The 25068-nt window shown below is 68.6% G+C and carries 23 protein-coding genes; 12 read left to right on the forward strand and 11 right to left on the reverse strand.

The genetic code is table 11. The features are described from left to right. Nucleotide 1 precedes the first annotated feature (1 nt). A complete protein-coding gene (locus VMT40_RS06795) occupies nucleotides 2-514 on the forward strand; it encodes a TIGR04338 family metallohydrolase (protein WP_326357047.1) in 513 nt (170 codons plus the stop codon). Here VMT40_RS06795 and VMT40_RS06800 read toward each other — a convergent pair whose 3' ends face one another. Then, nucleotides 515-1495: an o-succinylbenzoate synthase gene (locus VMT40_RS06800; protein WP_326357048.1), complete on the reverse strand. Its 981-nt coding sequence runs from the start codon at nucleotides 1493-1495 to the stop codon at nucleotides 515-517. It abuts the gene before it with no gap. A 122-nt stretch (nucleotides 1496-1617) separates the two neighbouring features. On the opposite strand from VMT40_RS06800, the gene VMT40_RS06805 reads away from it, so the two are divergent. Further along, nucleotides 1618-2742, forward strand: a complete 1125-nt coding sequence (locus VMT40_RS06805; RefSeq protein WP_326357049.1) for a hypothetical protein — start codon at nucleotides 1618-1620, stop codon at nucleotides 2740-2742. Here VMT40_RS06805 and VMT40_RS06810 read toward each other — a convergent pair whose 3' ends face one another. Beyond that, nucleotides 2743-3912 (reverse strand): thiolase family protein, encoded by a 1170-nt coding sequence (locus tag VMT40_RS06810; RefSeq protein ID WP_326357050.1) that lies wholly within the window; start codon nucleotides 3910-3912, stop codon nucleotides 2743-2745. It abuts the gene before it with no gap. A 92-nt stretch (nucleotides 3913-4004) separates the two neighbouring features. On the opposite strand from VMT40_RS06810, the gene VMT40_RS06815 reads away from it, so the two are divergent. After that, nucleotides 4005-4514 (forward strand): winged helix-turn-helix transcriptional regulator, encoded by a 510-nt coding sequence (locus tag VMT40_RS06815; protein WP_326357051.1) that lies wholly within the window; start codon nucleotides 4005-4007, stop codon nucleotides 4512-4514. 48 nt (nucleotides 4515-4562) lie between these two features. On the opposite strand, the gene VMT40_RS06820 is transcribed toward VMT40_RS06815, so the two are convergent. Further along, nucleotides 4563-5633, reverse strand: coding sequence for an ABC transporter ATP-binding protein (locus VMT40_RS06820; RefSeq protein WP_326357052.1), 1071 nt, complete (start codon nucleotides 5631-5633; stop codon nucleotides 4563-4565). Nucleotides 5634-5831: 198 nt separating this feature from the next. Between VMT40_RS06820 and VMT40_RS06825 the strand changes: the two genes are divergently transcribed. Genes VMT40_RS06825 through VMT40_RS06835 form a run of 3 tightly spaced genes read left to right on the forward strand, consistent with a single transcriptional unit; the run spans nucleotide 5832 to nucleotide 9183 of the window. After that, complete coding sequence (locus VMT40_RS06825) at nucleotides 5832-6608, forward strand: LLM class F420-dependent oxidoreductase (RefSeq protein WP_326357053.1); 777 nt, start codon at nucleotides 5832-5834, stop codon at nucleotides 6606-6608. A gap of 38 nt (nucleotides 6609-6646) precedes the next feature. Continuing rightward, nucleotides 6647-8461, forward strand: a complete 1815-nt coding sequence (locus VMT40_RS06830) for an ABC transporter substrate-binding protein/permease (protein ID WP_326357054.1) — start codon at nucleotides 6647-6649, stop codon at nucleotides 8459-8461. Then, nucleotides 8458-9183: an amino acid ABC transporter ATP-binding protein gene (locus VMT40_RS06835; protein ID WP_326312872.1), complete on the forward strand. Its 726-nt coding sequence runs from the start codon at nucleotides 8458-8460 to the stop codon at nucleotides 9181-9183. Before VMT40_RS06830 ends, VMT40_RS06835 begins: the two co-directional genes overlap by 4 nt. On the opposite strand, the gene VMT40_RS06840 is transcribed toward VMT40_RS06835, so the two are convergent. Together VMT40_RS06840 and ggh are read right to left on the reverse strand one after the other, a co-directional pair. After that, nucleotides 9180-9902, reverse strand: coding sequence for a glycoside hydrolase family 25 protein (locus tag VMT40_RS06840; protein WP_326357228.1), 723 nt, complete (start codon nucleotides 9900-9902; stop codon nucleotides 9180-9182). The genes VMT40_RS06835 and VMT40_RS06840 overlap by 4 nt on opposite strands. 99 nt (nucleotides 9903-10001) lie before the next feature. Next, nucleotides 10002-11342 carry a glucosylglycerate hydrolase gene (gene ggh, locus VMT40_RS06845; protein ID WP_326357055.1) on the reverse strand — a complete coding sequence of 447 codons (1341 nt, stop codon included), beginning with the start codon at nucleotides 11340-11342 and terminating at the stop codon, nucleotides 10002-10004. 218 nt (nucleotides 11343-11560) lie between these two features. Between ggh and VMT40_RS06850 the strand changes: the two genes are divergently transcribed. The 3 genes from VMT40_RS06850 to VMT40_RS06860 all read left to right on the forward strand — a co-directional run bounded on the left by VMT40_RS06850 (nucleotide 11561) and on the right by VMT40_RS06860 (nucleotide 14062). After that, nucleotides 11561-12265 carry an SDR family oxidoreductase gene (locus VMT40_RS06850; protein WP_326357056.1) on the forward strand — a complete coding sequence of 235 codons (705 nt, stop codon included), beginning with the start codon at nucleotides 11561-11563 and terminating at the stop codon, nucleotides 12263-12265. A gap of 136 nt (nucleotides 12266-12401) precedes the next feature. After that, nucleotides 12402-13208 carry a polysaccharide deacetylase family protein gene (locus VMT40_RS06855; RefSeq protein WP_326357057.1) on the forward strand — a complete coding sequence of 269 codons (807 nt, stop codon included), beginning with the start codon at nucleotides 12402-12404 and terminating at the stop codon, nucleotides 13206-13208. Between the two features lie 65 nt (nucleotides 13209-13273). Next, nucleotides 13274-14062, forward strand: a complete 789-nt coding sequence (locus tag VMT40_RS06860; RefSeq protein ID WP_326357058.1) for a polysaccharide deacetylase family protein — start codon at nucleotides 13274-13276, stop codon at nucleotides 14060-14062. Between the two features lie 19 nt (nucleotides 14063-14081). Here VMT40_RS06860 and VMT40_RS06865 read toward each other — a convergent pair whose 3' ends face one another. Further along, a complete protein-coding gene (locus VMT40_RS06865) occupies nucleotides 14082-15980 on the reverse strand; it encodes a helix-turn-helix domain-containing protein (protein ID WP_326357059.1) in 1899 nt (632 codons plus the stop codon). Between the two features lie 204 nt (nucleotides 15981-16184). On the opposite strand from VMT40_RS06865, the gene VMT40_RS06870 reads away from it, so the two are divergent. After that, the gene (locus VMT40_RS06870; RefSeq protein WP_326357060.1) at nucleotides 16185-17498 is read left to right on the forward strand and encodes a tannase/feruloyl esterase family alpha/beta hydrolase; all 1314 of its coding nucleotides are present in this window, start codon (nucleotides 16185-16187) and stop codon (nucleotides 17496-17498) included. A gap of 24 nt (nucleotides 17499-17522) precedes the next feature. Next, entirely contained in the window at nucleotides 17523-18836 is a 1314-nt protein-coding gene (locus tag VMT40_RS06875) for an extracellular catalytic domain type 2 short-chain-length polyhydroxyalkanoate depolymerase (protein ID WP_326357061.1), read from the forward strand. Nucleotides 18837-18941: 105 nt separating this feature from the next. Here the strand turns inward: VMT40_RS06875 and leuS are convergent, their stop codons facing one another. After that, on the reverse strand, nucleotides 18942-21815 hold the full coding sequence (leuS, locus tag VMT40_RS06880) for a leucine--tRNA ligase (protein WP_326357062.1): 2874 nt from the start codon (nucleotides 21813-21815) through the stop codon (nucleotides 18942-18944). 101 nt (nucleotides 21816-21916) lie between these two features. Between leuS and VMT40_RS06885 the strand changes: the two genes are divergently transcribed. After that, a complete protein-coding gene (locus VMT40_RS06885; RefSeq protein ID WP_326357063.1) occupies nucleotides 21917-22327 on the forward strand; it encodes an SdpI family protein in 411 nt (136 codons plus the stop codon). Nucleotides 22328-22349: 22 nt separating this feature from the next. Here the strand turns inward: VMT40_RS06885 and VMT40_RS06890 are convergent, their stop codons facing one another. From VMT40_RS06890 to VMT40_RS06905, 4 genes are read right to left on the reverse strand one after another with little or no spacing between them, the layout of a single operon-like run. Next, nucleotides 22350-22781, reverse strand: coding sequence for a GNAT family N-acetyltransferase (locus VMT40_RS06890; protein WP_326357064.1), 432 nt, complete (start codon nucleotides 22779-22781; stop codon nucleotides 22350-22352). A gap of 27 nt (nucleotides 22782-22808) precedes the next feature. Further along, entirely contained in the window at nucleotides 22809-23162 is a 354-nt protein-coding gene (locus VMT40_RS06895; protein ID WP_326357065.1) for a hypothetical protein, read from the reverse strand. Then, nucleotides 23159-24055 carry a DUF692 domain-containing protein gene (locus tag VMT40_RS06900; protein WP_326357066.1) on the reverse strand — a complete coding sequence of 299 codons (897 nt, stop codon included), beginning with the start codon at nucleotides 24053-24055 and terminating at the stop codon, nucleotides 23159-23161. The genes VMT40_RS06895 and VMT40_RS06900 overlap by 4 nt, the downstream gene beginning before the upstream one ends. Then, the gene (locus VMT40_RS06905; protein ID WP_326357067.1) at nucleotides 24052-24978 is read right to left on the reverse strand and encodes a TIGR04222 domain-containing membrane protein; all 927 of its coding nucleotides are present in this window, start codon (nucleotides 24976-24978) and stop codon (nucleotides 24052-24054) included. Before VMT40_RS06905 ends, VMT40_RS06900 begins: the two co-directional genes overlap by 4 nt. Nucleotides 24979-25068 lie beyond the last annotated feature (90 nt).

Below are 25068 nucleotides of genomic sequence, written 5' to 3' on the forward strand. Positions count from 1 at the left end.
CATGGCGGTGCGGGATGCACAGCGGTCCCAGGTGTACGACGCCGAGGGGCTGGTGCGCGGAATGTTCGATCGCGCCGACGAATTCGGTGCGCGGACGGTGGAGCTGCACGGCTCGCACCTCACGCTGCCGATCGAGCGGCGGTTCGCGTCGGTGGAATCGGTGCAGACGTATGTGGATCGGGTGCTGGCGCTGAATTGGGTGCTCGCGCAATGGGATCGGGCGAAGGTCGCGGTCACCGTGCGGACGCGTTCCGGGGCGAAGGCGGCCCACTACGAGTCCGACGGGGCGGTGCTGGCGGTGCCCCTGCATACCGGTGGAACCGCTTGGGCGCTACGGGAATTGGTGATTCTGCACGAGCTCGCCCATCATCTCGAGCCCGAGCTGGCCGACGTCGCGCCGCACGGACCCGAATTCTGTGCCCGCTACCTCGAGCTGGTGGACGGTGTCATCGGGCCCGAGGCGGCATTGCTGCTGCGCACCACCATGTATTCGTGCGGAGTGCGTATCTCCTGATCAGGGCAGGAGTTCGCGGACCCGCGCGAGGCGCTGTCGCCACCACCGCGTGCGTTCCGGATCGGGATGGCGGTAGCGGTCGAGCAATTCGGGGTCCGGTGTCGGCGCGGTGCGGGGGACCAGGAGATAGCCGTCGACCGGGCGCAGCGGTTCGGTCACCACATCGCCGGTGAGCAGGGACAACGTGTCCAGGCCGCAGGCGAAGTCGAGATGGGGGAGTGCCCCGGCGAGGGCGACCTGGGCCGCCAGGCCGACGCTGGTCTCCAGCGCGGAGGACACCAGGCACGGCAGCCCGGCCGCCGCCGCGACCTCCAGCGCGCGCCGGACCCCGCCCAGCGGAGTGCATTTCAGCACCGCCACGTCGGCCGCCCCGGCCACCGCCACCCGCAGCGGGTCCTCGGCTCTGCGGATCGATTCGTCCGCGGCGATGCGCACGCTCACCCGCTCGCGCACCGCGGCGAGCTCCTCGATCGTGCGGCAGGGCTGCTCGACGTACTCCAAACCGCCTGCGGCCCGGTCGATTCGCTCGATCTGGGCGACCGCGGTGTCCACGTCCCACACGCCGTTGGCGTCGACGCGCACCGCGCCGTCCGGCCCCAGCGCGTCGCGTACCGCCGCCACCCGCTCCAGATCCTCGCCCAGCGAGTCCGGATGGTCCGCGACCTTCACCTTGGCCGTGCGGCAGCCGGACTCGGCCACGATCTCGTGCGCCCGCTCCGGCCCGACCGCGGGCACGATGCAGTTCACCGGGATCCGATCCCGTACCGGCGCAGGCCATCCCGCGCTCGCCTGCTCCACCGCCGTGGCCAGCCACGCCGCCGCCTCCCGATCCTCGTACTCGGGAAACGGGCAGAACTCGCCCCAGCCGTTCGGCCCGGGAATCAGCATCCCCTCGCGCACGGTGATCCCCCGGAATCGGGTCCGCATGGGAATCGCGTAGACCACCGCCGACTCGAAATCCACCGCATCGCCGTCGCTCACGTTCACGCACCCTACCCACCGCGCGATTCCGTAAGAGGTGGCGGCGCGGCCCGGGCGCGGTCACAATCCGAAGGAGTCGATCGTCGGCTTCGCACACCTGCGCCTTGGGGGAGACCGCAACCATGAACCCGCCCAACCCGCCCCGCCGCCCCGACGCGGACCACGGGCCGGTTTCCAGTCCCGGCTTCCGCCCGCTACCTCCGCGCGACACCGACGGCAACGAGCGCCCCGCCCCACCGCCCAGGGACGGACGGCAGCCCGGTGGCGCTGCGCCGCAACGTAATCCGAATCCGGCGGGGCAGCGGGGTCCGATGGGCGCGGGAGCTCAGCGGCCCGCGGGCCCACCGCGACCCCAGTCGGGCGGACCGGTCGGTTCCCCTGACCATGAGGATCTGGCCGGAGCGGCGGGGCCGACGCTGCCCGGGGGTGGTCGCCAGGCCCCGCCACCTCCGGCCCCACCGCAGCCGCCCGGAGCGCGTCCGCCCGGGGAGGATCCGGCAACAGCTGGACCGACCATGCCCAAGGGCGGTCGGCAGGTCCCGCCGCGGCCCCTTCCGCCGCAGCCGCCCGCCGGTCCTCCGGGTGCGCCCGGTGGGCAGCGGCCCGGTCCGATCGACCCGGCCGGTCCCACCCTCCCGAAGGGCGGTCGGCAGGCCCCGTCCGCACCGGTTCCCCCGGCCGCGCCCGGAACCCCCGGCGGCCCACCGCGTTTCGGCGGTCCGGCCCGTTCGCCGGATCCATGGGGCCCCGGCGGCCCCGGCCCCGCCCCGGCCGCGCCGCAGGCGGTTGCGCCGGGACCGGTCTCGGGTGAGGACGATCTGACCATGCCGGGCACCCGTCCGCCGGGCGAGGCGGCCGCGGCGGTGCCCGGCGGGCCAGCTCGTAAGCCGGTGCGCCGCAAGGATGTTCTGATTTCCGCGGTGCTGTATCTGGTGGGCGTGGCCGTCGCGTTCGGCTGGGCCTATGACCTGTTCGCGAAGCTGTTCGACCTCGTCCACAACCGCTGCACCCTGCAGAAGACCGATTTCTCGGTGAAGTGCGCGGTGATTCGTCCGCCCGCCTCGGCCCTGTGGGGCCTGCTGATCGGCGGTGGCGGCATGTTCCTGGCCCTGGTCGGGGCCTTGGTGCTGGCGGCGGTGGCGGCCATGACGGGTCGACGGGCCTGGCTCTGGCCCGCGATCGCCGTGCCGCTCATCGCCATTGCCGGTGGGGCCGGACATGTGCTGGTGGCCACCGCCATCAACTGATCAGAGGCGTTCGTAGATAGTGGCGTTGGCCAGACCGCCCGCCTCGCACATGGTTTGGAGGCCGTAGCGGGCGCCGCGGTCGTGCATGGCGTGGACCAGCGTGGTGGCCAGGCGGGCACCCGAGGCACCCAGCGGGTGGCCCAGGGCGATGGCGCCGCCGTTGACGTTCACCTTGGAGAGGTCCGCTCCGGTTTCCTGCGCCCAGGCCAGCACCACCGAGGAGAACGCCTCGTTGACCTCGAACAGGTCGATGTCGGAGAGCTCGAGTCCGGCGCGCCGCAGGACCTTTCGGGTCGCGGGGATCACCGCGGTGAGCATGAACAGCGGATCGTCGCCCGCGACCGCGAAGCTGTGCAGGCGGGCGAGCGGACGCAGGCCGAGCTGGGCGGCGCGCTCGCTGGTCATGATCAGGGTGGCGGCGGTGCCGTCATTGATGGGACTGGAATTGGCGGCGGTGATATTCCAGCCGATCTGCGGGAACCGGGCCGCCATCTCCTCGCTGTAGAAGGCCGGGCGGAGCGCGCCCAGGGTTTCCAGGGTGCTGCCGAGTCGGATGCCCTCGTCCTCGGTCAGCCCGCCGAAGGGACTGAGCTGGGCCTCGAACGCGCCGTTCTTGGTTGCGGCGGCGGCCTTTTCGTGGCTGGCCAGGGCGAACTCGTCGAGCTGGGAGCGGCTCAGCCCCCGTTTGGCGGCAATCAGTTCGGCGCTGATGCCCTGCGGAACCAGACCCTCGGGGTAGCGTTCGGCAAAGCCCACACCGGAGATGTCCTCGGCCCCGACCAGGTTGGCCCCCATGGGAACCCGGCTCATGGACTCCACGCCCGCGGCGACCACGATGTCGTAGGCCCCGGCGATGACGCCCTGGGCGGCGAAGTGAATGGCCTGCTGGCTGCTGCCGCACTGGCGATCCACGGTGGTGGCCGGAACCGACTCGGGGTATCCGGCGGCCAGGGCCGCGCGGCGGGTGAGGTTGGAGCCCTGCTCGCCGACCTGGGTGACCACGCCGCCGATCACATCGTCGATCAGCGCCGGGTCGATCTCGGTGCGGCGCACCACCTCTCGCAGGCTGTGGGCCAGCAGGTCGGCGGGATGGACGCCGTGCAGAGCGCCGGTCGCCTTCCCCTTGCCGATCGGTGTGCGGACCGCTTCGACGATGACTGCGTCTCTCATGACGTTCCTCTCGACATCTAGCTTCATCGCTATAAAGTCAGGTTAGAACCTGGCCATAGTGAGGGCAAGTCAGCATCTGTATGATGTACGCCATGTCGGCAGTGATGGAAGGAAAGCTCAGCGATCTGAGCGCGTGGAAGCCCGAGGGGTGCTCGATCGCCAAGGCGGTGGAGATCATCGGGACACGTTCGGCGATCCTCATCCTGCGCGAGGCCTACTACGGCACGACCAGGTTCGACGGGTTCGCCGCGCGCGTGGGGATCACCGACGCGGCCGCCTCGACGGCGCTGCGCAAACTCGTGGACGCCGGGCTGCTGGAGAAGCGGCCGTATCAGGAAGAGGGCAAGCGCACCCGGCACGAATACGTCCTCACCCAGATGGGTGAGGACGCGCTGCCGGTGATCATCGCGCTGTGGCAGTGGGGCGACAAGTATCTCCAGAACGGGCTCGCGCCCCTGGAGCGGCTCGAGGACACGACCGGCGAACCGGTGCGTGTCGAGTTACGCAGCGCCTCGGGAAACAAAGTGCCCCTGGAGAATTTGCGAGTCCGCGTGAACGACGAATGGCGGCGGAAGCACCGCCGCCCCCGCACCCCCGAATAAGGGGGCTCGGGGGCTTGGCCCCCGAAACCCCTTGGAACCGACCGGAGGTCAGTTCAGACGGCGGCCGTCCTCCGGGTGGAAGAAGTAGGTGTGCTCCGCGTCCGCCACCAGCGCCAGGCGGGTGCCCTTGGCGGGCGGGTTGCGCCAATCCGCGCGCGCCACAATGATTTCCCCGTCACCGAGGGTGCGGCCGTAGATGTAGGCGTCGGAGCCGAGTTCCTCGACCACATCCACCTCCATGGCGATGCCCGCACCGTCGCCGACCGGCTCCAGGTGCTCGGGCCGCACGCCGACCACCACGCGCTCCCCGGTGGCCGCCGCCACGGACCGCGGCAGCGGCACCGGGCAACCACCCAGGGTCACACTGCCATTGCCGACCGGCAGGGTGAACAGATTCATGGCCGGTGAACCCATGAAGCCCGCGACGAACAGGTTGGCCGGGTTCCGGTACAGATCGCGCGGCGAGGCGCACTGCTGCAGCAGCCCGTCCTTCAACACCGCCACCCGGTCGCCCATGGTCATGGCCTCGACCTGGTCGTGGGTGACGTAGACGGTGGTGGTGCCGAGCCGCCGCTGCAGCTGGGCGATCTGGGTGCGGGTCTGCACGCGCAGCTTGGCGTCCAGGTTCGACAGCGGCTCGTCCATCAGGAACACCTGCGGCTGGCGCACGATCGCGCGGCCCATGGCGACACGCTGCCGCTGACCGCCGGACAGCGCCTTGGGCTTGCGGTCCAGGTACGGCTCCAGATCGAGCAGCTTGGCCGCCTCGAGCACGCGCTGTTGCCGCTCCTCTTTGGACACCTTGGCCATCTTCAGCGCGAAGCCCATGTTCTCGGCCACGCTCATGTGCGGGTAGAGCGCGTAGTTCTGGAACACCATGGCGATATCGCGTTCCTTGGGCTCGGCGTTCGTGACGTCCTTGTCCCCGATGAGGATTCGGCCGTCGCTCACCTCCTCCAGACCCGCCAGCATGCGCAGCGAGGTGGATTTGCCACAGCCGGACGGACCGACGAGAACCAGGAATTCGCCATCGGCGATCTCCAGGTTCAGCGCGTCGACCGCGGGCTTGTTCGCGCCCGGGTAGAGCCGGGTGGCCTGGTCGAAAGTCACCGTTGCCACGGTTTAACACTTCCCTTCACCGGCAGGAACGTGCCGGACGATCCGTTGTAGAGGGGTGGACCCAACTCTCGGGGACTCTCAGGGGCTTCGCCCCCGAACCCCCAAAAGCAAGGTTCCGCGCCTGATCGTATGCGGACGGGAATGGAACCATCCCGGTAGCCTCGAAGCTGATCTCCGACCGGCAATCAGGAGTACGTCATGAGCCGACCTGTTCGTATCGGTGTTCAACTCCAGCCCCAGCACGCGCCCGATTACGGATTGATCAGGGACGCGGTGCGGCGATGTGAGGACGCCGGGGTGGACATCGTCTTCAACTGGGACCACTTCTATCCGCTCTACGGGGATCCCGAGGGCGCGCATTTCGAATGCTGGACCATGCTGGGCGCGATCGCCGAGCAGACCGAGCGGGTGGAGATCGGGGCACTGGTCACCGGCGGCGGATATCGGAATCCGGACCTGCTCGCGGACATGGCCCGCACCGTGGACCACATCAGCAATGGGCGGTTGATTCTCGGCATCGGGGCGGGCTGGTTCCAGAAGGACTACGACCAGTACGGGTACGAATTCGGTACGGCCGGAAGCCGTCTCGCGGGGCTGAAGGACGCCATGGCCCGCATTACCGACCGCCTGGCCAAGCTGAACCCGCAGCCGGTGCGCGATATCCCCATTCTCATCGGCGGTGGTGGCGAGAAGAAGACGCTGCGGCTGGTCGCCCAGTACGCGGACATCTGGCACAGCTTCTCCGATCTCGACGTGCTGAAGCGCAAGATCGGGATTCTGGGCGAGCACTGCGCCGAGGTCGGCACCGATGCCTCGGCCATCGCCAAGTCGGTGGCGTGGCCGGGCGCCGATCAGGTGGATGCCTACGCCGACGCGGGCGTCACGCTGTTCACGGTGGGCACGGGCGGACCCGACTACGACATCAGCCGGATTCTGGAGGCGGTCGCCTGGCGCGACCGGCGTAACCAGGCCTGAAGCTGCCTGGCGAACCACCCCCACTAGGGTGGTTTGTCATGGTTTCCTTGCGCCCGGCCGCGCCTGCGCGTCAGTGGCTCGCACTAGCGGGAGTTTTGCTGATCGGCCTGCTCGGCACCGTCACCCTCGGTGCGGGCGGGGCCTCGGCCGACGACCGCGACCTGTGTTCGCCGCCCGGCCTCTCCGCGGCCAGCGCCGCCCCGACCAATCTGGCGTCGGGGCAGCAGAATCCGGCCGCGGACCGGTTCACCACCGCCACCACCGAGCCGCTCGACAAGGTCGATATCGGCGCGCTGGGCCTGCTCACGCCCGGCAAGCTGAGCGTCGGCACGCTCTCGGACGCGCCGCCGAGCATCTGTGTCAATTCCAAGGGTGTGTTCACCGGCTTCGACAATGAGCTGTTGAAGGCCGTCGGCGCCAAGCTCGGTCTGCAGGTGGAGTTCACCGGCACCGAATTCGCGGGCCTGCTGGCCCAGGTCGCCAATGGCCGCTTCGATATCGGCTCGTCGAGCATCACCACCACCGATGCGCGCAGGCAACTGGTCGACTTCACCAACGGCTACGACTTCGGCTATTTCTCGCTGGTGGTGCCGAACGGCAGTGCCATCAAAGGCTTCTCGGATCTGCATCGCGGCAATCGCGTCGGCGTCGTGCAGGGCACCGTGCAGGACGAGTACGTGGTCAATGAGCTGCACCTGGATCCGGTGAAGTTCCCCGACTACAACACCGCCTACGCCAATCTGAAGTCCGGGCAGATCGACGCCTGGGTCGCGCCCTCGCAGCAGGCCATCGGCGCGATCAAGCCGGGCGATCCGACCTCGATCGTGCAGAACACCTTCAGCGTCAACAACTTCACCGCCTGGGCGCTGCGCAAGGGCAATCGGCCGCTCGCCGATGCCCTCAATGCCGGTCTGGACGCGGTGATCGCCGACGGCACCTACGCCAAGCTGTACGAGGACTGGGTGCCGCGCGAACTGCCGCCGGGCTGGAAGCCGGGCTCCAAGGCCGCGCCGATGCCGCAGCTGCCGGACTTCGACAAGATCGCGGCGGAGAACGCGGGCAAGAAAACCGACAATTCCGCGGTCGCGCCGAAATCCACGCTGCGGCAGTTGAAGGACACGTTCTTCGATTGGTCCCTGTACCGCAAGGCATTTCCCGATCTGATCAAGACGGGTTTGCCCAATACCCTGATTCTGGCACTGGTTTCGGGTGCGCTGGGCACCGTGCTCGGCATGCTGCTCGCGGTCGCGGGAATCTCCCGCACCCGCTGGTTGCGGTGGCCCGCACGGGTTTACACCGATATCTTCCGTGGCCTGCCCGCCGTGGTCATCATCCTGATCATCGGCCTGGGCGTGGGGCCGGTGGTCAAGAACCTGACCGGCAACAATCCGTACTGGCTGGGCGCGGTGGCCTTGGCGCTGCTGGCCTCGGCCTATATCGGTGAGATCTTCCGCTCGGGCATTCAGTCGGTGGAGGCCGGGCAGCTGGAGGCCGCGCGCGCCATCGGTTTCGGCTACCGCCAGGCCATGACGCTGGTGGTGATTCCGCAGGGCGTGCGCCGGGTGCTGCCCGCGCTCATGAACCAGTTCATCGCGCTCATCAAGGACTCGTCGCTCATCTACTTCCTGGGTCTGCTGGCCAGTCAGCGCGAATTGTTCGCGGTGGGACGGGATCTCAACTCGCAGACCGGAAATCTGTCGCCGCTGGTCGCGGCGGGCCTGGTGTATCTGCTGCTGACCGTGCCGCTCACCCACCTGGTCAACTACATCGACAAGCGCATGCGTGAAGGGCGACCGCAGAGCGCGGCGGAACCGGTCGAAACGGCCGCCATCACCGAAGGGCGTGGAGCATGAGTGCCTCCCTCACCGGCACCGGCCTGCGATTGACGCTGGGCCACAACGAGATTCTGCGCGGCGTGGACATCCACGTGGACGCGGGCAAGACCACCACGGTGATCGGCCCGTCCGGCTCCGGCAAGTCCACCCTGCTGCGGGTGCTCAACCGGCTGCACGAACCCGACTCCGGCGACATTCTGCTGGACGGGAAGTCGGTGCTGGCCGAGAACCCGGACCGGCTGCGGCAGCGCATCGGCATGGTGTTCCAGCACTTCAACCTGTTCCCGCATCGGACGGTCGCGGACAATATCGCACTCGGCCCGCGCAAGCTGCACGGGCTGTCCAAGGAGCAGGCACGCACGCTCGCGGTGCAGCAGCTGGAGGCGGTCGGGCTGGCGGGCAAGGCCGATGCGCGCCCGGCGAATCTGTCCGGCGGTCAGCAGCAGCGGGTGGCCATCGCGCGAGCGCTGGCCATGAAACCGGACATCATGTTCTTCGACGAGGCCACCTCGGCGCTGGATCCGGAACTGGTGAAGGGTGTGCTCGCGCTCATGTCCGAGCTGGCACAGGGCGGCATGTCGATGATCGTGGTGACACACGAAATGAGCTTCGCGCGTTCGGTTTCCGACCGCGTCGTGTTCATGGATCACGGACAGGTCGTCGAAACCGGAACGCCGGAGCAGATTTTCGAGAACGCCGAGACGCCGCGGCTGCGGCAGTTCCTCTCACAGGTTCTCTAACTGCTACCGCGCCCGCTGCCGCTGAAGGGGATATTGGCGTAGCCGCCGAAATCGCCCTGGGCTCCGCTGTAGACATTGATGTCGACGGCTCCACCGATGCCGGGGATGTCGCCGGAGCTGGTGGTCTGCCAGAACGTCCAGGTGGGCCAGCCGCCCGGTACCTCCGGCTGGTCATTGCCGCGGTAGTCGGCGATCCAGAGCGGATACGAGGTGAACTGGTTGGTATCGGCCATGGCCGTCCGCCAGAACCGCGGATAGGTGTAGATGATCGGCCTGCGCCCGGTCAGGGCCTGCACGGTATTGAGGTACCGGTGGGTCCAGTCGATCAGGGCGTCGGGCGGCAGACCGCCGGAATCCTCGAGATCCAGCACCGCGGGTAGATCCAGCAGCCCATTCTGACCCAGCACGATGGTGGCGTAGAGCGCGGCCTGCGGCTCGGGCGGCAGGTTCGGCCGCGCGAAATGGTATGTGCCCCTGGCGACTCCGGCCACCCGCATGGCCAGACTGTCCGAGACGAAGTAGGGGTTCACGTAGTCGAGGCCCTCGGTGGCCTTGAGCATGGCGAACTGGTGTCCGGCCGCGCGCACCGCGAACCAGTTGATGCCTCCGCCGCCCGGATGCTGCCAGGAGGCCACATCCGGGCCGGTGATATCGGCGGCCGCCACCCCGGTGGTGGTAGCCGTCAGGATGCCGGTAGCTGCGACAGTGAGCACTTTCATCAGGCTGTGTCCGGTCATGACCGAAAACGCTAGGTCGGTCCGGTCCTAGAGCTGTGAAAGCGCGGCTGTGATGTTCGCCAATTGTTAGCTCAAGGCTGGTCAGCCCAGCCAGTCGAGCACCGAGGCGGCCGTCCAGGACTGTTGCATGCTGCCCAGCGGCTCACCGGTGAAGGGCTCGTAGTACTCCGCGAAGCTGCCGTCGCTGGCCTGTCGCAGCCCCTCGGCGCGCAGCATGAACGAGCGTTCGGCCCAGCCGCGGCGCGCGAACACCCAGGAGAACAGCCAGCTGATCACCGGCCACACCGGTCCGCGCCAGTACTCGCGCGAGCGGAAGTCCTTGGCCACCGGGGAGGTCGAGGGCGGCAGCGCGTAGCGCAGGTCCGGATGTCCGCACCAGCGCGGGCCCTCGAACAGCCGCAGCAGTCGACGTTCGGCATCGCGCGGCAGCCCGCCCGAGATGAGCGGCGCGAAGCAGGCCAGGGTCTCGGTCTCGATCCACCGGTCCGCGCGCACATCGAAATCCCGGGCCACGCCGGTGCGCGCGTCGGTGGTGGCGACCACGCCCGCGCGGAAGTAGTCGGCCCATTCGTAGAGTTCGCGCACGTCCGCGTGCGGCTGCTTGTAGTCCTCGCCGATATTGGCCAGCACATCGCAGGCCAGCGCGAAGATCGCGGTCACGAACACGTCCTCGACGGCGAAGCTCATGGTCGAGGCCAGCTGGTAGTCGTCGTAGCCCGCGCGCCGCATCTGTTCGAGCAGCCACAGGTAGCGGTCGTACTCGCGATCCGAGGGCCGCTGGGTGGGATCGCCCACCACCTGCAGATCGGCGCGCTCGTAGGGCGGCAGGTCCGGGCCCGGAATCACGTTCTCGTAGGCGCGATCCCAGCGCGGCGAGTTGTCCATGCCCGATTCCCAGCCGTGGTACAGGGTGATGCGGCCGTGCTGTTTGGGGTCGCGGGCGTAGGCCAGCCAGCGATGCCAGCGCATGAGGTCGGGCCAGCGCCGCTGCAGGAACTCCTCGGCGATCGCCCGGGTGCTGCGGCCGTGGCGGCGCGAATGGTCCAGAATCCGTTGCACCGCAATGGCATGCACGGGTGGCTGGGTAATGCCCGAAGTGTCGGGACCGTCCGGTGCGTCCGCGGCCAGGCGGCGGCACTCCCAGCGGGAGGGGCCGGGAAAGTAGCCGTCCTGGCCATTGGCGAAGACGATGTGCGGGATCATCCCGTTGCGCCATTGCGCCGACAGCAGGGTGTCGAGTTCGAGGGCGGCGCGTTCGACACTCAGCGGTGCCAAACCGACCGCTACGAATGCTGCGTCCCAGCTCCACATGTGTGGATACAGTTTCGGCGCGGCGCTGGTCATGGTGCCCAGGTCGTTGCCGCGCAGCAGGTAGGCGGCGCGCGCCGCGAGCTGGGTGGGCGTGAATCCCGGGTGTGTCATCGCCCCATTCTGCGCTGGAACCCGCAGGTATGCGCGATGGAGGGGAGGGTCGGACGGTGAGCTGGACCGCACGGCGTAGGTGATGGACCGCGCGAGTTGGCCCAAGGATGACTCCTGGTCGCCAGATTGCACTTCGTTCGCCTTCTTCGGGAATCAGCTAGCGGTGGTGTGCCCGACCGAAGCATCGCAGGCCGGGGTCACGCGGTTACGGTGATCTCATGGCGAATTCCGCGAAGACCAGCACCGACCGGCCGACCGCGTTGATCACCGGGGCCAGTCGCGGGCTCGGTGCGGCGATCGCGCGGGAGCTGGCGCCCACGCATCGACTGCTGCTGGGCGCGCGCACGCCGACGGCTCTGGAGCAGATCCTGCGTGAGCTGCCGGGCACTGCCGGATGGCCGGTCGATCTCACCGACTACGCGGCGGTGGCGCGCGCGGTCGAGGGAATCGAACGGCTGGAGGTACTGGTCCACAATGCCGGAATCGCCGACCTGGGAACGATAGCCGATTCGTCGGTGGCGCAGTGGCGGAATACGTTGGAAGCCAACCTGATCGCGGTCGCCGAGTTGACCAGGCTGTTGCTGCCCGCGCTGCGTGCCGCCAATGGCCATGTGGTGCTGATCAATTCGGGTGCGGGGCTGCGGGCAAATCCGGGCTGGGGTGTGTACGCGGCCAGCAAGTTCGGGCTGCGCGCCTTCGGCGACGCCCTGCGGCTCGAGGAGCCCGAACTACGGGTGACCTCGGTGCATCCGGGGCGCATCGACACCGACATGCAGCGCGAGATCATTGCGGGAGAAGGACGCGAGTACGACCCGCGCGAGTTCCTCACGGCCGAAACGGTGGCCGCCGCGGTGCGCAATGCCGTGCAGACCCCGCGCGACGCACACCCCACCGAAATCGTGCTGCGCCCGATCGCACGCTGAGAGCAGCCTTAATTTCTGCACTGAATTCGAATCATTTCGCACAGATTTCGTGTTCAGTTCACTGCTTCTGGATATAACTAGTGGGCCAGCGAGGGAGGCATGGCGCAAAAGATATATCTCGGAGTGAACAACACGTATGGATAGACGTCAGTTGCTCGCAGTGCTCGCCGCGGGTACTGCGACAGCCCTGACGGGCTGCGCGTCGGGCGACCCCTCCCCGCACAAGGTCACCCCCCGGATCAGCGGTCCGGTGCCGACTCCCTCGACCTCGGCGGCCGCGAAGGCGGCCTTGCCCACGCCACCGGGTGGGCCCAAGTCCGCCATTCCCGCCGGGACCATCACCGCGTTGCCCGGCAAGGGCAGCAATTTGGCGCTGACCGTGGATGACGGGGCGAGTCCCGAAGTGGTCGGCGCGTATATCAAATTCGCGAAGGACACCGGGGCGCGATTCACCTTCTTCGTCACCGCGAATTACGACTCCTGGACCACCCACCGCGCCGAGCTGCGACCCCTGGTGGAGTCCGGGCAGGTTCAGCTGGGTAATCACACCTGGGACCATCCGGATCTGGTGAAGCTGTCCGCGGCCGAGGTGTCCGCGCAGCTCAGCAAGGCAAAGACCTTCCTGCACAACAACTTCGGCGTCGACGGTACCCCGTATTTCCGGCCCCCGTACGGCAGCCACAATGCTACGGTCGACAGGGTGGCAGCCGATCTCGGTTACACCGTCCCCACCATGTGGTACGGCTCGCTGTCCGACTCCGGCGTCATTACCGAGGACTACCTGATCGAGTGCGCGCGAAAGTATTTCAACGCGCAGGCCATCGTGATCGGGCACGCCAACCATCCCCCCGTGACGCACTGCTACGGCCAGTTGGTCGACATCATTCGCGAGCGCAACCTGTCGCTGGTGACGCTCAACGATGTCCTGGTGTCGCCCACGTAGCCGGGTTCGGTTGGGGGAGCGCGAGTTTCCGGCACCGGTGCCGGAGTGAGGGAATGAGGTTCGACATGGACAGACGACGGCTGCTGACAATGCTGGCGGCGGGCACGGCCGCCACCCTGCTGGGCACCGGCGAGGCACGCGCCGACTTCCCCTTCGACACCGGCTCTTCCGGAATCGTCCCGCAGATACCCGGGATACCCCAGATCCTGCCGCCCAACTTCGGCCCCAAGACGCCCATCGGGCCGGGCACCATCACCGCGCTGCCCGGCGACGGAAACCATTTGGCGCTCACCATCGATGACGGCGCGAGCTCCGAAACCATTCGCGGTTTCATCGATTTCGCCCGCAATACCGGCGCGCGGCTCACCTTCTTCGTGACCGCCTACTACCCCGGCTGGCTGGACCACCGAGATGTGCTGCGGCCCCTGGTCGATTCCGGCCAGATCCAGCTGGGCAATCACACCTGGGACCATCCGGATCTGACCCGGCTCTCGGGTGGCGCGATCGCCGATCAGCTCAATCGCTGCAAGGACTTCCTCTGGAACCAGTACGGCGTGGACGGGACCCCCTTCTATCGCCCGCCCTACGGTCGGCACAACGGCGCGGTGGACGCGGTGGCCGCCGACTGCGGCTACACGATTCCGACCATGTGGTACGGCACCTTGAACGACACCAACAAGGTGATCAACGAGGACATGCTGCTGGACGCGGCGCGGCAGTGGTTCCGCGCGCAGTCCATTGTCATCGGCCACGCCAACCGGCCCACCGTCACCCACATCTACGACCAGCTCATGGATATCGTGCGCGAGCGCAGCCTGCAGTTGGTCACGCTCAACGACGTGCTGGCCACGTAATCGGCGACGGCCGCGCGAATCAGCCGGTGAAGACGGCGGATTCGCGCAGCCGGTGCAGGCGCAGGGCGAGCTGGATCTCCAGGGCGCGATCGGGATGCTGCCAGCCCTCGCCGAGCAGTCCGGTAATGCGGTCGAGCCGCTGCGTCACCGTATTCACGTGCACGTGCAGCTGTTTGGCGCTGCCGCTGAGGCTGCAACCGCTGGCGAAATACGCCTCCAGGGTGTGGATGAGCTCCGTGCGGCGACGGCGATCGTATTCGGCCACGGGACCGAGGGTCTTGTCCAGGAATCCGGGTGCGTCGGCGTCGCCGCTGATCAACAGTCCGACGAAGCCGAGATTCGCGGCGCTGGCACAGGATCCGGTGCGGCCCAGGGCATGCAGCACCCGCACACAGCGCAGCGCTTCGCGGTAGGCGGCCGCCGCGTCGGCGGGCAGCTCCACCGGCCCCGCGCCCGCGATGGTGGCGCGCGCGCCGAGCGCGGCGGTCAGCTCGCAGCCCACCTGATCGGCCGTGGCGGTGGGATCCGAGCCGGGCAGCAACAGCACCGTGTGCCCACCGCGGGTCGCCGCCAGGCCGTGTTGGGACATGCCGTAACCCGTTGTCCAGGTGGCCGATCGGCGATGATCGCCGTGGTCGACGACGACCAGCACATGCGGACGCCCCAGCTCGATGCCCAGCAGCGCGGCCCGATTGGCCAGCGTCTCCCGGTCCGCGACCCGTCCGGCCAGCAGATCGTCGAGCAGTTCCCCGCGCACCCGGCCCTCGGCCTCGGCAATGCTGCGGCGGAACAGCAACAGCAGCGCGGTGACCAGTGCCGCGCGCTCGAGGATGCGTTGATCCGAGGACGAGAGCGGTTCGGGGTGGTGCAGCACCAGGGTGCACAGTGGTTCGCTGCCCGCACCGCCGGGCGCGGCCCAGAGCTCCTTCAGCTGCGCGGTGCGCCCGAGTTGGGCTGCCGTGGCGGCGATCTCACTCAGCAGCGCGTCCTCGTCGAGCCGATCGGACGGCCCGCCGTCCGGTGCGTCGACCGCGCCGATCCGGCGTCCGTCGGCGTCGAGCACCAGCAGCGCGCCGCCGAGAATGTCGGCGGCGACCGCGGCCACATCGTCCACGCCGCCGCCGCGCACCACCACGTCGGTCATGCGGTCGTGGGCCTGCGCGGCGCGCTCCACGGTGTTGTAGTGGTCGTGCATGACCTCGTTGGCGGCCCGCAATTCGGCCAGCGCCGTGCGGGTTTCGGTGAGCAGCCGGGCCGAGTCCAGGGCGATGGTGGCGTGCGCGGCCAGCGAGGACAGCAGCGCGATCTCCTCGGGCGCGTAGGGCCGGGCATCGCGGTGCGAGGCGAACAGCACCCCGATCACCCGCTCGCCCAGCTTCATGGGTACCCCGAGGATGGCCACGATGCCCTCGTCGCGCACCGCGTCGTCGATCTCCGCGGTGTGGTGAAATCGCTGGTCCGCGAAGTAGTCCGGGGTGCAGTACGGCATGCCGGTCTGCTGGACCAGGCCGCCCAGTCCCGCGCCCATCGGCAATCGACAGGCGCGGAAGGCCGGTGAGCCCGAGCCGTCGGTGACCCGCATGTAGGTGTCCCCGCGCGCCGGATCGGGCAGCGTCATATAGGCGATGTCCGAGCGCAGCAGCCGCCGGGCGCGGTGCACGATGGCCCGCAGGACCGCGTCCACCTCGCGCAGTCCGGCCAGATCGCTGGCGGTGTCGAACAGCGCCGCCAATTCGGCCTCGCGCCGGGCGCGGCGTTCCAGCAGGGCCCGCACCCGCAGCGCCGACAACTTGGCCGCCTCCAGGGCGGCCACCTCGGCGGCGGATGCCCCGGCGGCCCGCGCCTCCAGCACCGGGGCCTCGAACTCGACGGCCGGGGCTTCCCGCTCGAGCAACTCCAGGAAGACCTCACCGCTCATGGCGAGCCATTGTGGTCCAACTCCACGCGGCGCGGGCGTGTTTCAGATGTGGTCCTCCCACATAGTGAGTGCCCGGAGTATCCCTTCGATCCACATGAGGTGATCTCCGACACATTCGCGGTCGGAAATGTGGGTGGCATCCACCTGGCCGCGGCCCGGCCCGCTGAACAGACTTTCCGGCATTTCCGCTCGAGAGGGAGTCCGATGCCACCAGCACCCAGCCGGACGCACATCGCCACCGTGACGGCCATCGTCGTGGTGGCGGGAGCCATGACCGTCGGGCACGCGGCCGGAACCCCGGGCTGTTCCGCGCCCGTGGTGCTCGGCGCGCAGTTCCAGATCGCCTCGTGCCTGGACGATCTGACCACCGCGGGCACGGTCGCCACCGGGCACACCGTGCCCGCCGACTGGGCCGGACTGCACCCGGCCGGGGCGCGCAATCCGAGCGGTGTGCCCGGCACGCAGATCGACGGCTACTTCCCCGACAACTCCACCACCAACACCAATAATGGGTGGAATCACGACAGCCAGTTCGTGATTCGGCTGCCCGAGCACTGGAACGGCGGCCTGGTGGTGACCGGATCGCCGGGCAATCGGCGGCAGTACGCCAATGACTTCGTCATCTCCGACTGGGTGCTGGCGCAGGGCTATGCCTTCGCCGCCACCGACAAGGGCAATACCGGTGCGGACTTCTTTCGTGACGATGTCGCGCCCGGCGACGCCATGGCCGAATGGAACAGCCGCGTCACGCAATTGACCGTCGCGGCGCAGGCCACCGTCGCGCAGCGCTACGGGCGACCGGCGGCGCACACCTACATGGCCGGACTGTCCAATGGCGGGTATCTGGTGCGCTGGCAGCTGGAGAACGCGCCGTGGCTCTACGACGGCGGGGTCGACTGGGAGGGAGCCCTGTGGACGGATGTGGACAACTTGCTCACGGTCCTTCCGAAGGCCATCGCGAATTACCCGGAGTCGCAGTCGAATCCGGCGGCCCGCGACGCGATCGTGGCGGCGGGCTTCGATGCCGAGTCCCAGCCGCTGTGGGAGTACCACGACAAGACCTACTGGGAACTGACCCAGCGCATCTACCGCGAGGAATTCGATCCGACGTACGCCGGTGCGGACGCCGACTACGACTACGCCTCGCGTCCCCGAGCGGTCCATGACGCCGTGGCGCGAATCGCGCTCACGGGCCGAATTCAACGGCCGCTCCTCACCATTCACGGCACCCTCGACACCTTGCTGCCCATCGGCCACGACTCCGACGTCTACGCCGCCATGATTCGCGACCAGGGCCGCGCCGACCTGCACCGGTACTACCGCATCGAGGGCGGCAATCACGTCGACGGCCTCTACGACATCCACCCGACCCTGCTGCGGCCCATGCTGCCCTGCTTCCGCAGCGCCTTCACCGCGCTCGAATCCTGGACGGCCGCAGGGCAATCGCCGCCGCCGAACGCGACCGTGCCCCGATCCGACGCCGGTGATCCGGCCAACAGCTGTGCCCTGGGCAACTGAGCCCCACCCCTCGAGGAAATCCCGATGAAATTTGGTAATGCCCTGTCCGCCTTGGCCATAGCGGCCGGTCTGGCGGCGCTCACCGCGACCGTGGTGACCGCCGCGGTCCCCGGTCCCACGCCGGATACGCTGCACGGCTACAACATCAGCGACACCTATGTCTCCGGCGTCTCGTCCGGCGGGTACATGGCCAATCAGCTGCACGTCGCCTACTCCAGCGTCTTCGCCGGTGCGGGCATCTTCACCGCCGGTCCCTACCGCTGCGCCGGGGACTTCGACAACGCGGTGCGGGCCCAGAATTCGTGCATGCAGAACGTGGCCTATCCGGGCCGTGACACTCCGGCGCAATTGGAGTCGCAGACAAGGGATTTGGCGAGCCAGGGGAAGGTCGATCCGGTGTCGAACCTGTCCGGGGCGCCGGTCTACCTCTACCACGGCACGAGTGACAACACCGTGGTGCAGGCCGTCAACGACGATCTCGCGACCTACTATTCGGACTTCGGCGCGAACGTCACCTACAACAAGGCCAGCGCGGCCGGGCACTCCTGGGTCAGCCCGCTCGGACCGGTGAACTGCTCGGACACCGCCTCGCCGTTCATCAACAACTGCAACAACGATCCGGAGAAGGAGATGCTCGCCAAGTTCTTCGGCAGTGTGAGCGCCCCGGCCACCACCCTGAACGGCAAGCTGATCCAGTTCGACCAGAACGCCTACGCGCCCGGCGGCAGCGCGAGCGCCATCAGCATGGACGACAAGGGATTCGCCTATGTTCCGCAGTCCTGCGCGGGCGGCACGAGTTGCCGGTTGATGGTCGCCCTGCACGGCTGCAAGCAGGGCTACGACTACCAGTCCTTCGGCGACACCTTCATGAAGGACGCCTACCTCAACGAGTACGCCGACACCAACAACATGATCGTGCTGTACCCGCAGGCGATTCCGCTGAGCAACGGCAACCCGAACGGCTGCTGGAACTGGTGGGGCTACAGCGGCGACGCGAACTACGCCTGGCACGGCGGCAAACAGATCGAGGCCATTATGGCCATGGTGCACAAGATCAGTAGCGGTGCGACGCCGACCGGCACCACCACCCCGACGGCCACCACCACACCGACCAGCACGACCACCACGACTACGACGACCACCACGACGACGGTCACGACCACGCCCACCCCGACCTGCGTGACCGCCAGCAACTACGCGCACGTGCAAGCCGGTCGAGCCCACCAGTCGATGGGAACCGCCTACGCCAACGGGTCGAATCAGAACCTCGGCCTCTGGAACACCTTCGTGACGAGCACGATCAAGGAAACCAGCCCCGGCTACTGGGAAAAGTGCTGAGATAACCCAACTCTCGGGACCTCTCAGGGGGCTTCGCCCCCCGAACCCCCCGCACATGAATCGGCCCGGTGCGCGCTCGCGCACCGGGCCGACTTCGTTCCAGCGCTAGGCGACGATATTCACCAGTCGGCCCGGCACCACGATGACCTTGCGAGGCGCCTTGCCGCCCAGCAGTTCCGCGATCTTCTCCTCCGCCAGGGCGGCGGCCTCGACCGCGGCCTGGTCGGCGTCGGCCGGGACGCTCACGCGGGCGCGGACCTTGCCGTTGACCTGGATCGGGTACTCGACCGAATCCGCCACCAGCAGCGCCGGATCCGCGACCGGGAAGGGGCCGTGGGCCAGGGCCGTGGTGTGGCCCAGGCGTTCCCACAGTTCCTCGGCCACGTGCGGGGACATCGGGGCCAGCATCAGGACCAGCGGCTCGACCAGGGATCGGGGCGCGCCGTCGCCGTAGTTCTTGGTCAGGTAATTGGTCAGCTCGATCAGCTTCGCGCCCGCGGTGTTGTCGCGCAGGTTGGCGTAGTCGTCGTCGACACCGGCGATCGTCTTGTGCAGCAGGCGCAGTGCCTCGTCCGACGGCTGCGCGTCGGTCACCTTGACCGCACCGGTCTCCTCGTCCACCACCAGTCGCCACACGCGCTGCAGGAAGCGGTGCGCGCCCACGACGTCCTTGGTGGCCCACGGCCGCGAGGTGTCCAGCGGGCCCATCGACATCTCGTAGAAGCGGAAGGTGTCCGCGCCGTACAGATCGCACATCTCGTCGGGCGAGATGGCGTTCTTCAGCGACTTGCCGATCTTGCCGTACTCCTGGAAGACCTCCTCCTCCACGCCGGAGGCATTGGTCCAGAAGAACTTTCCGTCCCGCTCCACGATCTCGGCGGCGGGCACGTACGCCCCGCGCGCGTCGGTGTAGGCGAAGGCCTGGATGTAGCCCTGGTTGAACAGGCGGCGGTACGGCTCGGAGCCGGACACCTCACCCAGGTCGAACAGGACCTTCTGCCAGAAGCGCGCGTACAGCAGGTGCAGCACCGCATGCTCGACGCCGCCGACGTACAGGTCCACGCCGCCCGGATCCTTGGGGCCGTGCTCGGCCGGGCGCGGGCCCAGCCAGTACTGCTCGTTCTCCGGCGCGCAGAAGACCTTGTCATTGGTCGGATCCGCGTAGCGCAGCTGGTACCAGGAGCTGCCCGCCCAGTTGGGCATGACATTGGTGTCGCGGCGGTACATCTTCGGGCCATCGCCCAGATCCAGTTTCACGTTCACCCAGTCGGTGGCCTTGGCCAGCGGCGGGGACGGCTCGGAGTCGGCGTCGTCCGGGTCGAAGGTGACCGGGGCGAAGTCGTCGATCTCCGGAAGTTGCACGGGCAGCATGGATTCCGGCAGCGCGTGCGGCGCGCCGTCCTCGTCGTAGACGATGGGGAACGGCTCGCCCCAGTAGCGCTGGCGGGCGAACAGCCAGTCGCGCAGCTTGTACTGGACGGTGCCCTTACCGTGGCCGTCGGCCTCCAGCTGGGCGATCACGGTGGCCTTGGCGGTCTCGATGTCCAGGCCGTCCAGGTAGCCGGAGTTCACCATGGTGCCCTCGCCGGTGTACACGGCCTGCGAGACGTCCCCGCCCGCAACGACTTCCACGATCGGCAGGCCGAAGGCGGTGGCGAATTCCCAGTCCCGGGCGTCGTGGCCGGGGACGGCCATGATGGCGCCGGTGCCGTAGCCGCTCAGCACGTAGTCGGCGATGAAGATCGGCACGCGCGCGCCGTTGACCGGGTTGGTGGCGTAGGTGCCCAGGAAGACGCCGGTCTTCTCCTTGTTCTCCTGACGCTCCAGATCCGACTTGGCCGCGATCGACTTGCGGTACGCCGCAACGGCTTCCGCGGGGGTGTCGGCACCGCCGAAGGTCCAGCGGGCGTCGGTACCCGAGGGCCAGGACGCACCGGTCAGCTTGTCGACCAGCTCGTGCTCGGGGGCCAGCACCACATAGGTCGAGCCGAACAGGGTGTCGGGGCGGGTGGTGAACACCTCGATCAGATGCGAGCCCGCCTCGAACTTGACCTGCGCGCCCCGCGAGCGGCCGATCCAGTTGCGCTGCATGGACTTCACGTTCTCCGGCCAGTCCAGCTCGTCCAGGTCGTCGACCAGGCGATCGGAGTAGGCGGTGATGCGCATCATCCACTGCCACAGGCGCTTGCGGAACACCGGGAAGTTGCCGCGTTCGGAGCGGCCGTCCGCGGTGACCTCCTCGTTGGACAGTACGGTGCCCAGACCCGGACACCAGTTGACCATCGAATCGGTCTGGTAGACCAGGCGATAGGAGTCGATCAGGGCATTGCGCTCGGCCGGGGTGCGCTCGGCCCAGGAGCGGCCCTCCACGGGATTGCGCTTGCCGGTCTCGAATTCGGTGATCAGCTCGTCGATCGGGCGCGCCTTGCCCAGGCCCTCGTCGTACCAGGCGTTGTAGATGCGCAGGAAGATCCACTGCGTCCAGCGGTAGTACTCGGGATCGGTGGTGGCGAAGGTGCGCCGCCGGTCGTGGCCCAGGCCCAGTCGGTCCAGCTGGCGCTGCATGGTCGCGATGTTCGACATGGTGGTGTCGCGCGGGTGCGCGCCGGTCTGCACGGCGTACTGCTCGGCGGGCAGGCCGAAGGCGTCATAACCCAGGGCGTGCAGCACATTCCGGCCGTGCATGCGGTGGTAGCGGGCGAAGACATCGGTGGCGATGTAGCCCAGCGGGTGCCCGACGTGCAGCCCCGCGCCCGACGGGTATGGGAACATGTCCTGGATGAACAGCTTGTCGGCCGGGGTCTCGCCCTGCAGCGGGCCGACCGGGTTGGGCGCGAAGAAGGTGCCGCGTTCCTGCCAGTTCCGCTGCCACTTCTTCTCGACCCGCCCGGCGAGCTCGGCGTTGTAGCGGTGTGCGGGAACGTCGCCGCCCCCAGCCGCGGTCGCGGTGGGTGTTTCGGTTGCACGAGGGTCCTGCACGGTCCTGCCTTCTTTGTCGAGCCGTTCCCCGATAAGGTCGCCCACCAGCGTAAAACGTGGCCTGCCCCGGGCCCAAAAAGGGTAGGGGTACCGTTTACCGGGTGTTCGTCGTAGCGCTGATCCTCTTTGTCTTCGCGGCTGTGGCCGTGGTCACGGGCGTGCTCGGGTTCACCGGCACCCTGCCCGGCAATCGGTACTTCGGGGTGCACTCCGAGGCCGCGGTGAAATCCGAGGCGGCCTTCAAGCTGGCCAACAAGGTGGCCGCGCCGACCTCGATCGTGGCCGGGCTGCTGCTCGCGGCGGCCGGGATGGTCGCCCTGGTGGCGGGCGGGATTCCGGCACTGATCATCGCCGTGGTGGCCGTGGTGATCTCGCTGTTCACCCTCGGCGCGGGTGCGGCCGCCGCCGAGAAGGCGCTCGCCACCGCGTTCCCGGAGGAGAAGATCGGCGGCTGCGGCAGTGCCTGCGGCGGCTGCTCGCTGCGCGACGCCTGCGAAACCCCGGCCAGCTGAATCGTTTTTCCGCCGGGCGCGGTCAGTTCCCGAGGGTGCGGCGCATCCAGATGTGCGGGATGCCCGCGTCCATGCCGATCTCGCCGTACGCCTCGTAGCCGAGCTTCTCGTAGAAGCCGCGGGCATGGGTCTGCGAATGCAGTTCGACCGAGGCGAGTCCGCGCTCGCCCGCCCGCTCCTCGATGGCGCGCACCAGGGCGACGCCGAGCCCGGTGCCGCGGGTCTCCTCGAGCACCGCGAGGCGGCCGAGGACGCCGACGCCCTCCCGAACGATCAGGCGTCCGGCCCCGACCGGCTTCCCGTTCAGCCGCGCCAGGAAATGATCGGCAATCTCGTCGAGCTCATCGATCTCGATCTCCGCGGGCACACCCTGCTCATCCACGAACACCTTCATCCGCACGGCATAGGCGTCGGCTAGTTCCTGCTCGGTGCTGACGGTGACGACCTCGATCATGAAACCAGCATGCCTCAGTGGCCGAGATCACCTGCCGAGTGATCGCCACGGCAATCGCGACCGCAGGCCGCGTTTCGGGGTCGGGTCGGGCAGGCCGAGGTCGCGGGCGAAGGCGGCCGCGTCGTCCGTGGTCGTCGTCTTCGGTCGCGTCCGTGCCCATTCGACGTACCGGTCGGTGAAATCGGAGCCGAGGGCATGGACCAGTCGCGGGAACCGCCGCCGCACCTCGTCGGCGCGCTTGTGCAGCAGGCCGTGCGCGGTGGCGGTGAGATCGTCCGCGTCGAAGCCCGCGGGCGGGTCGCCCCCGGCCACCAGCGCCCGCACCAACGCTGCCTGCCGTTGCGCCAATGTCCCTGTGGCCCGGTCGGATTCGCCGATCATGCCGGAATCGATTCGGTGCGCAGGGTGACGGGTGGGCGAGCGGAGGCGGTGGCGATGGCGTTCAATTCGGCGACGAGTTCGGTTGCGGGCGGGTAGTTTCCATCGCGTTCGAGCATGAGGGGAACCGGGCGGCCCGGCGCGAATTTCGCCACCAGCGCCAGGACCTCGGCGGGGATCGGATGGACGTGGGTGTCGATGTAGCGGCCGCCGGATTCGTGGCCGCCCGCGATATGGCAGTAGGCCAGGCGTTCGGTCGGCAGGCGCAGCAGTTCGGTCAGCGGGTCGCGAGCGGTGTTGCGGGCGTTGGCGTATACGTTCGCGATGTCGAGCAGCAGGTATACGCCCGTGCGCTCGACCAGTTCCTGCAGGAACTCGGCCTCGGTGTATTCGGCGTCCGGCCATTCGAACAGCGCCGCGATGTTCTCCACCGCGAGCGGCACGTCGAGGCTGCGCATCACCCGGAAGATATTGCGCTCCAACACATCCAGCGCCTCGCGGGTGCGGGGGAGCGGCAGCAGGTGCCCGGCCTCGAGGCCGCCCGCGCGCACGAAGGCGATGTGCTCGCTCACCAGCGGTGAGCCGAGCGTGCGCGCCGACTCGGCCAGTTGGGTGATCCGCCCGTCGTCGACGCCCTCCGCGCTGCCGAGCGACAACGAGATGCCATGGGGGACAGCCGGAATGCCGCGACGCACCAGCGCGGCGAGTTCCTCGGGCACGGTGACGGTCGCGCGGCCGCGCGACCGAGAGTCCCTGGGCGGCCGAGAGTGATCGGCCGTCAGGGATTCCGCGATGACCTCGCAGAATCCAATGCCCTCCAGACCCGCGAGCATCCCGCAGATCTCGCGCCGCCAGCCGATCCCCAGCGCCCCGGCCGGGAGTGGTGAGCCGTTCATCCGCCGCAGCCTCCACCGCACCCGCTGCCGCAACTACTGCCGCAGCTGGACCCGCCACCGCTGTCGCCGCTGCTGCCGCAGGTGGATCCGGAACCGCAACTGCTGCCGCCGCCAGCGCCGCCGCCCGCCGCGATCTCCGCGGCCCCGGCGAGCGCCGGATCGAGGGTCCACAGCACCAGGCCGCCATAGAGCGCGACGGCCAGCGCGGCACTGTCGGGGCCATAGGCCGAATAGGCCGGGGCATTGGCCGGGCGCAGATGGCGGTTGCCCGCCGTGGCGCTCGCGAGCGCGTCGCGACCGCGCTGGGTCAGCCGCGGCGGCCGCCCCACCCCCCAGGTGAACAGGGCCACCGCGATCATGGCGAACACCAGGAAGCCCACCGGATGACCGCTCGACGCGAACAGCCGGGCGAAGCCCAGCAGCAGCATCGCGAGCAGCGGAATCCTGGCCGTCCACAGGGCTTTCCGCTGCTTGTCGCCGAACAGGTAGCCCCGCGCGGTGAGACTGTCGCGCAGCCCCCGCACCGCGGTGCCGGTCGCCGTCACCATGTCGCGGACGCGCCGCCGGTCACTGCCGAGCAGATGCGCGTACAGCGTGCCGGAGATCGGATCCAGGTGGCGCTGTTCGGAATCGGTCGGTGTTCGCACCGGTTTGCCGGTGGAGTCGATGATCTGGTGGCCGCGCAATTGCGCGAGCCCGGCCAGCACCGGCCGCCGGTCGTCGACCAGCATGGCGGTCTCGCTGGGCCGCAGCGGACCCTCGGGCGGCCAGGCCGGGTCCACGGCGCGCAGGACGGCGGCCCGGCGGGCGAACCCGAGACCCACCGCCACCGCGGCGGCGATCACGTAGCAGAGCATGAACACTGGGCCCGAGATCCCCCAGGTCTCGGGTACGGCCGTGGCCGCTGCGGTCCACTGGACCATGGCGATTCCCCTCGCGAATCGTCGAAAATTTGTCGATCACCACCAGTATCGCGGCTGCGCGGGTGCCGCGTTATCCCGAGAAATTTGGGT

Source organism: Nocardia sp. CDC160, from assembly GCF_035818795.1.
Classification (GTDB): Bacteria; Actinomycetota; Actinomycetes; order Mycobacteriales; family Mycobacteriaceae; genus Nocardia.

What these genes read in the sequence shown, in the direction of transcription:
- VMT40_RS06795 (WP_326357047.1), top strand. Translation starts at nt 2, where the DNA reads ATGGCGGTGCGGGATGCACAGCGGTCCCAGGTGTACGACGCCGAGGGG.
- VMT40_RS06805 (WP_326357049.1), top strand. Translation starts at nt 1,618, where the DNA reads ATGAACCCGCCCAACCCGCCCCGCCGCCCCGACGCGGACCACGGGCCG.
- VMT40_RS06810 (WP_326357050.1), bottom strand. Translation starts at nt 3,912, where the DNA reads ATGAGAGACGCAGTCATCGTCGAAGCGGTCCGCACACCGATCGGCAAG.
- VMT40_RS06815 (WP_326357051.1), top strand. Translation starts at nt 4,005, where the DNA reads ATGTCGGCAGTGATGGAAGGAAAGCTCAGCGATCTGAGCGCGTGGAAG.
- VMT40_RS06825 (WP_326357053.1), top strand. Translation starts at nt 5,832, where the DNA reads ATGAGCCGACCTGTTCGTATCGGTGTTCAACTCCAGCCCCAGCACGCG.
- VMT40_RS06830 (WP_326357054.1), top strand. Translation starts at nt 6,647, where the DNA reads ATGGTTTCCTTGCGCCCGGCCGCGCCTGCGCGTCAGTGGCTCGCACTA.
- VMT40_RS06835 (WP_326312872.1), top strand. Translation starts at nt 8,458, where the DNA reads ATGAGTGCCTCCCTCACCGGCACCGGCCTGCGATTGACGCTGGGCCAC.
- VMT40_RS06840 (WP_326357228.1), bottom strand. Translation starts at nt 9,902, where the DNA reads ATGAAAGTGCTCACTGTCGCAGCTACCGGCATCCTGACGGCTACCACC.
- ggh (WP_326357055.1), bottom strand. Translation starts at nt 11,342, where the DNA reads ATGACACACCCGGGATTCACGCCCACCCAGCTCGCGGCGCGCGCCGCC.
- VMT40_RS06850 (WP_326357056.1), top strand. Translation starts at nt 11,561, where the DNA reads ATGGCGAATTCCGCGAAGACCAGCACCGACCGGCCGACCGCGTTGATC.
- VMT40_RS06855 (WP_326357057.1), top strand. Translation starts at nt 12,402, where the DNA reads ATGGATAGACGTCAGTTGCTCGCAGTGCTCGCCGCGGGTACTGCGACA.
- VMT40_RS06860 (WP_326357058.1), top strand. Translation starts at nt 13,274, where the DNA reads ATGGACAGACGACGGCTGCTGACAATGCTGGCGGCGGGCACGGCCGCC.
- VMT40_RS06865 (WP_326357059.1), bottom strand. Translation starts at nt 15,980, where the DNA reads ATGAGCGGTGAGGTCTTCCTGGAGTTGCTCGAGCGGGAAGCCCCGGCC.
- VMT40_RS06870 (WP_326357060.1), top strand. Translation starts at nt 16,185, where the DNA reads ATGCCACCAGCACCCAGCCGGACGCACATCGCCACCGTGACGGCCATC.
- VMT40_RS06875 (WP_326357061.1), top strand. Translation starts at nt 17,523, where the DNA reads ATGAAATTTGGTAATGCCCTGTCCGCCTTGGCCATAGCGGCCGGTCTG.
- VMT40_RS06890 (WP_326357064.1), bottom strand. Translation starts at nt 22,781, where the DNA reads ATGATCGAGGTCGTCACCGTCAGCACCGAGCAGGAACTAGCCGACGCC.
- VMT40_RS06895 (WP_326357065.1), bottom strand. Translation starts at nt 23,162, where the DNA reads ATGATCGGCGAATCCGACCGGGCCACAGGGACATTGGCGCAACGGCAG.
- VMT40_RS06900 (WP_326357066.1), bottom strand. Translation starts at nt 24,055, where the DNA reads ATGAACGGCTCACCACTCCCGGCCGGGGCGCTGGGGATCGGCTGGCGG.
- VMT40_RS06905 (WP_326357067.1), bottom strand. Translation starts at nt 24,978, where the DNA reads ATGGTCCAGTGGACCGCAGCGGCCACGGCCGTACCCGAGACCTGGGGG.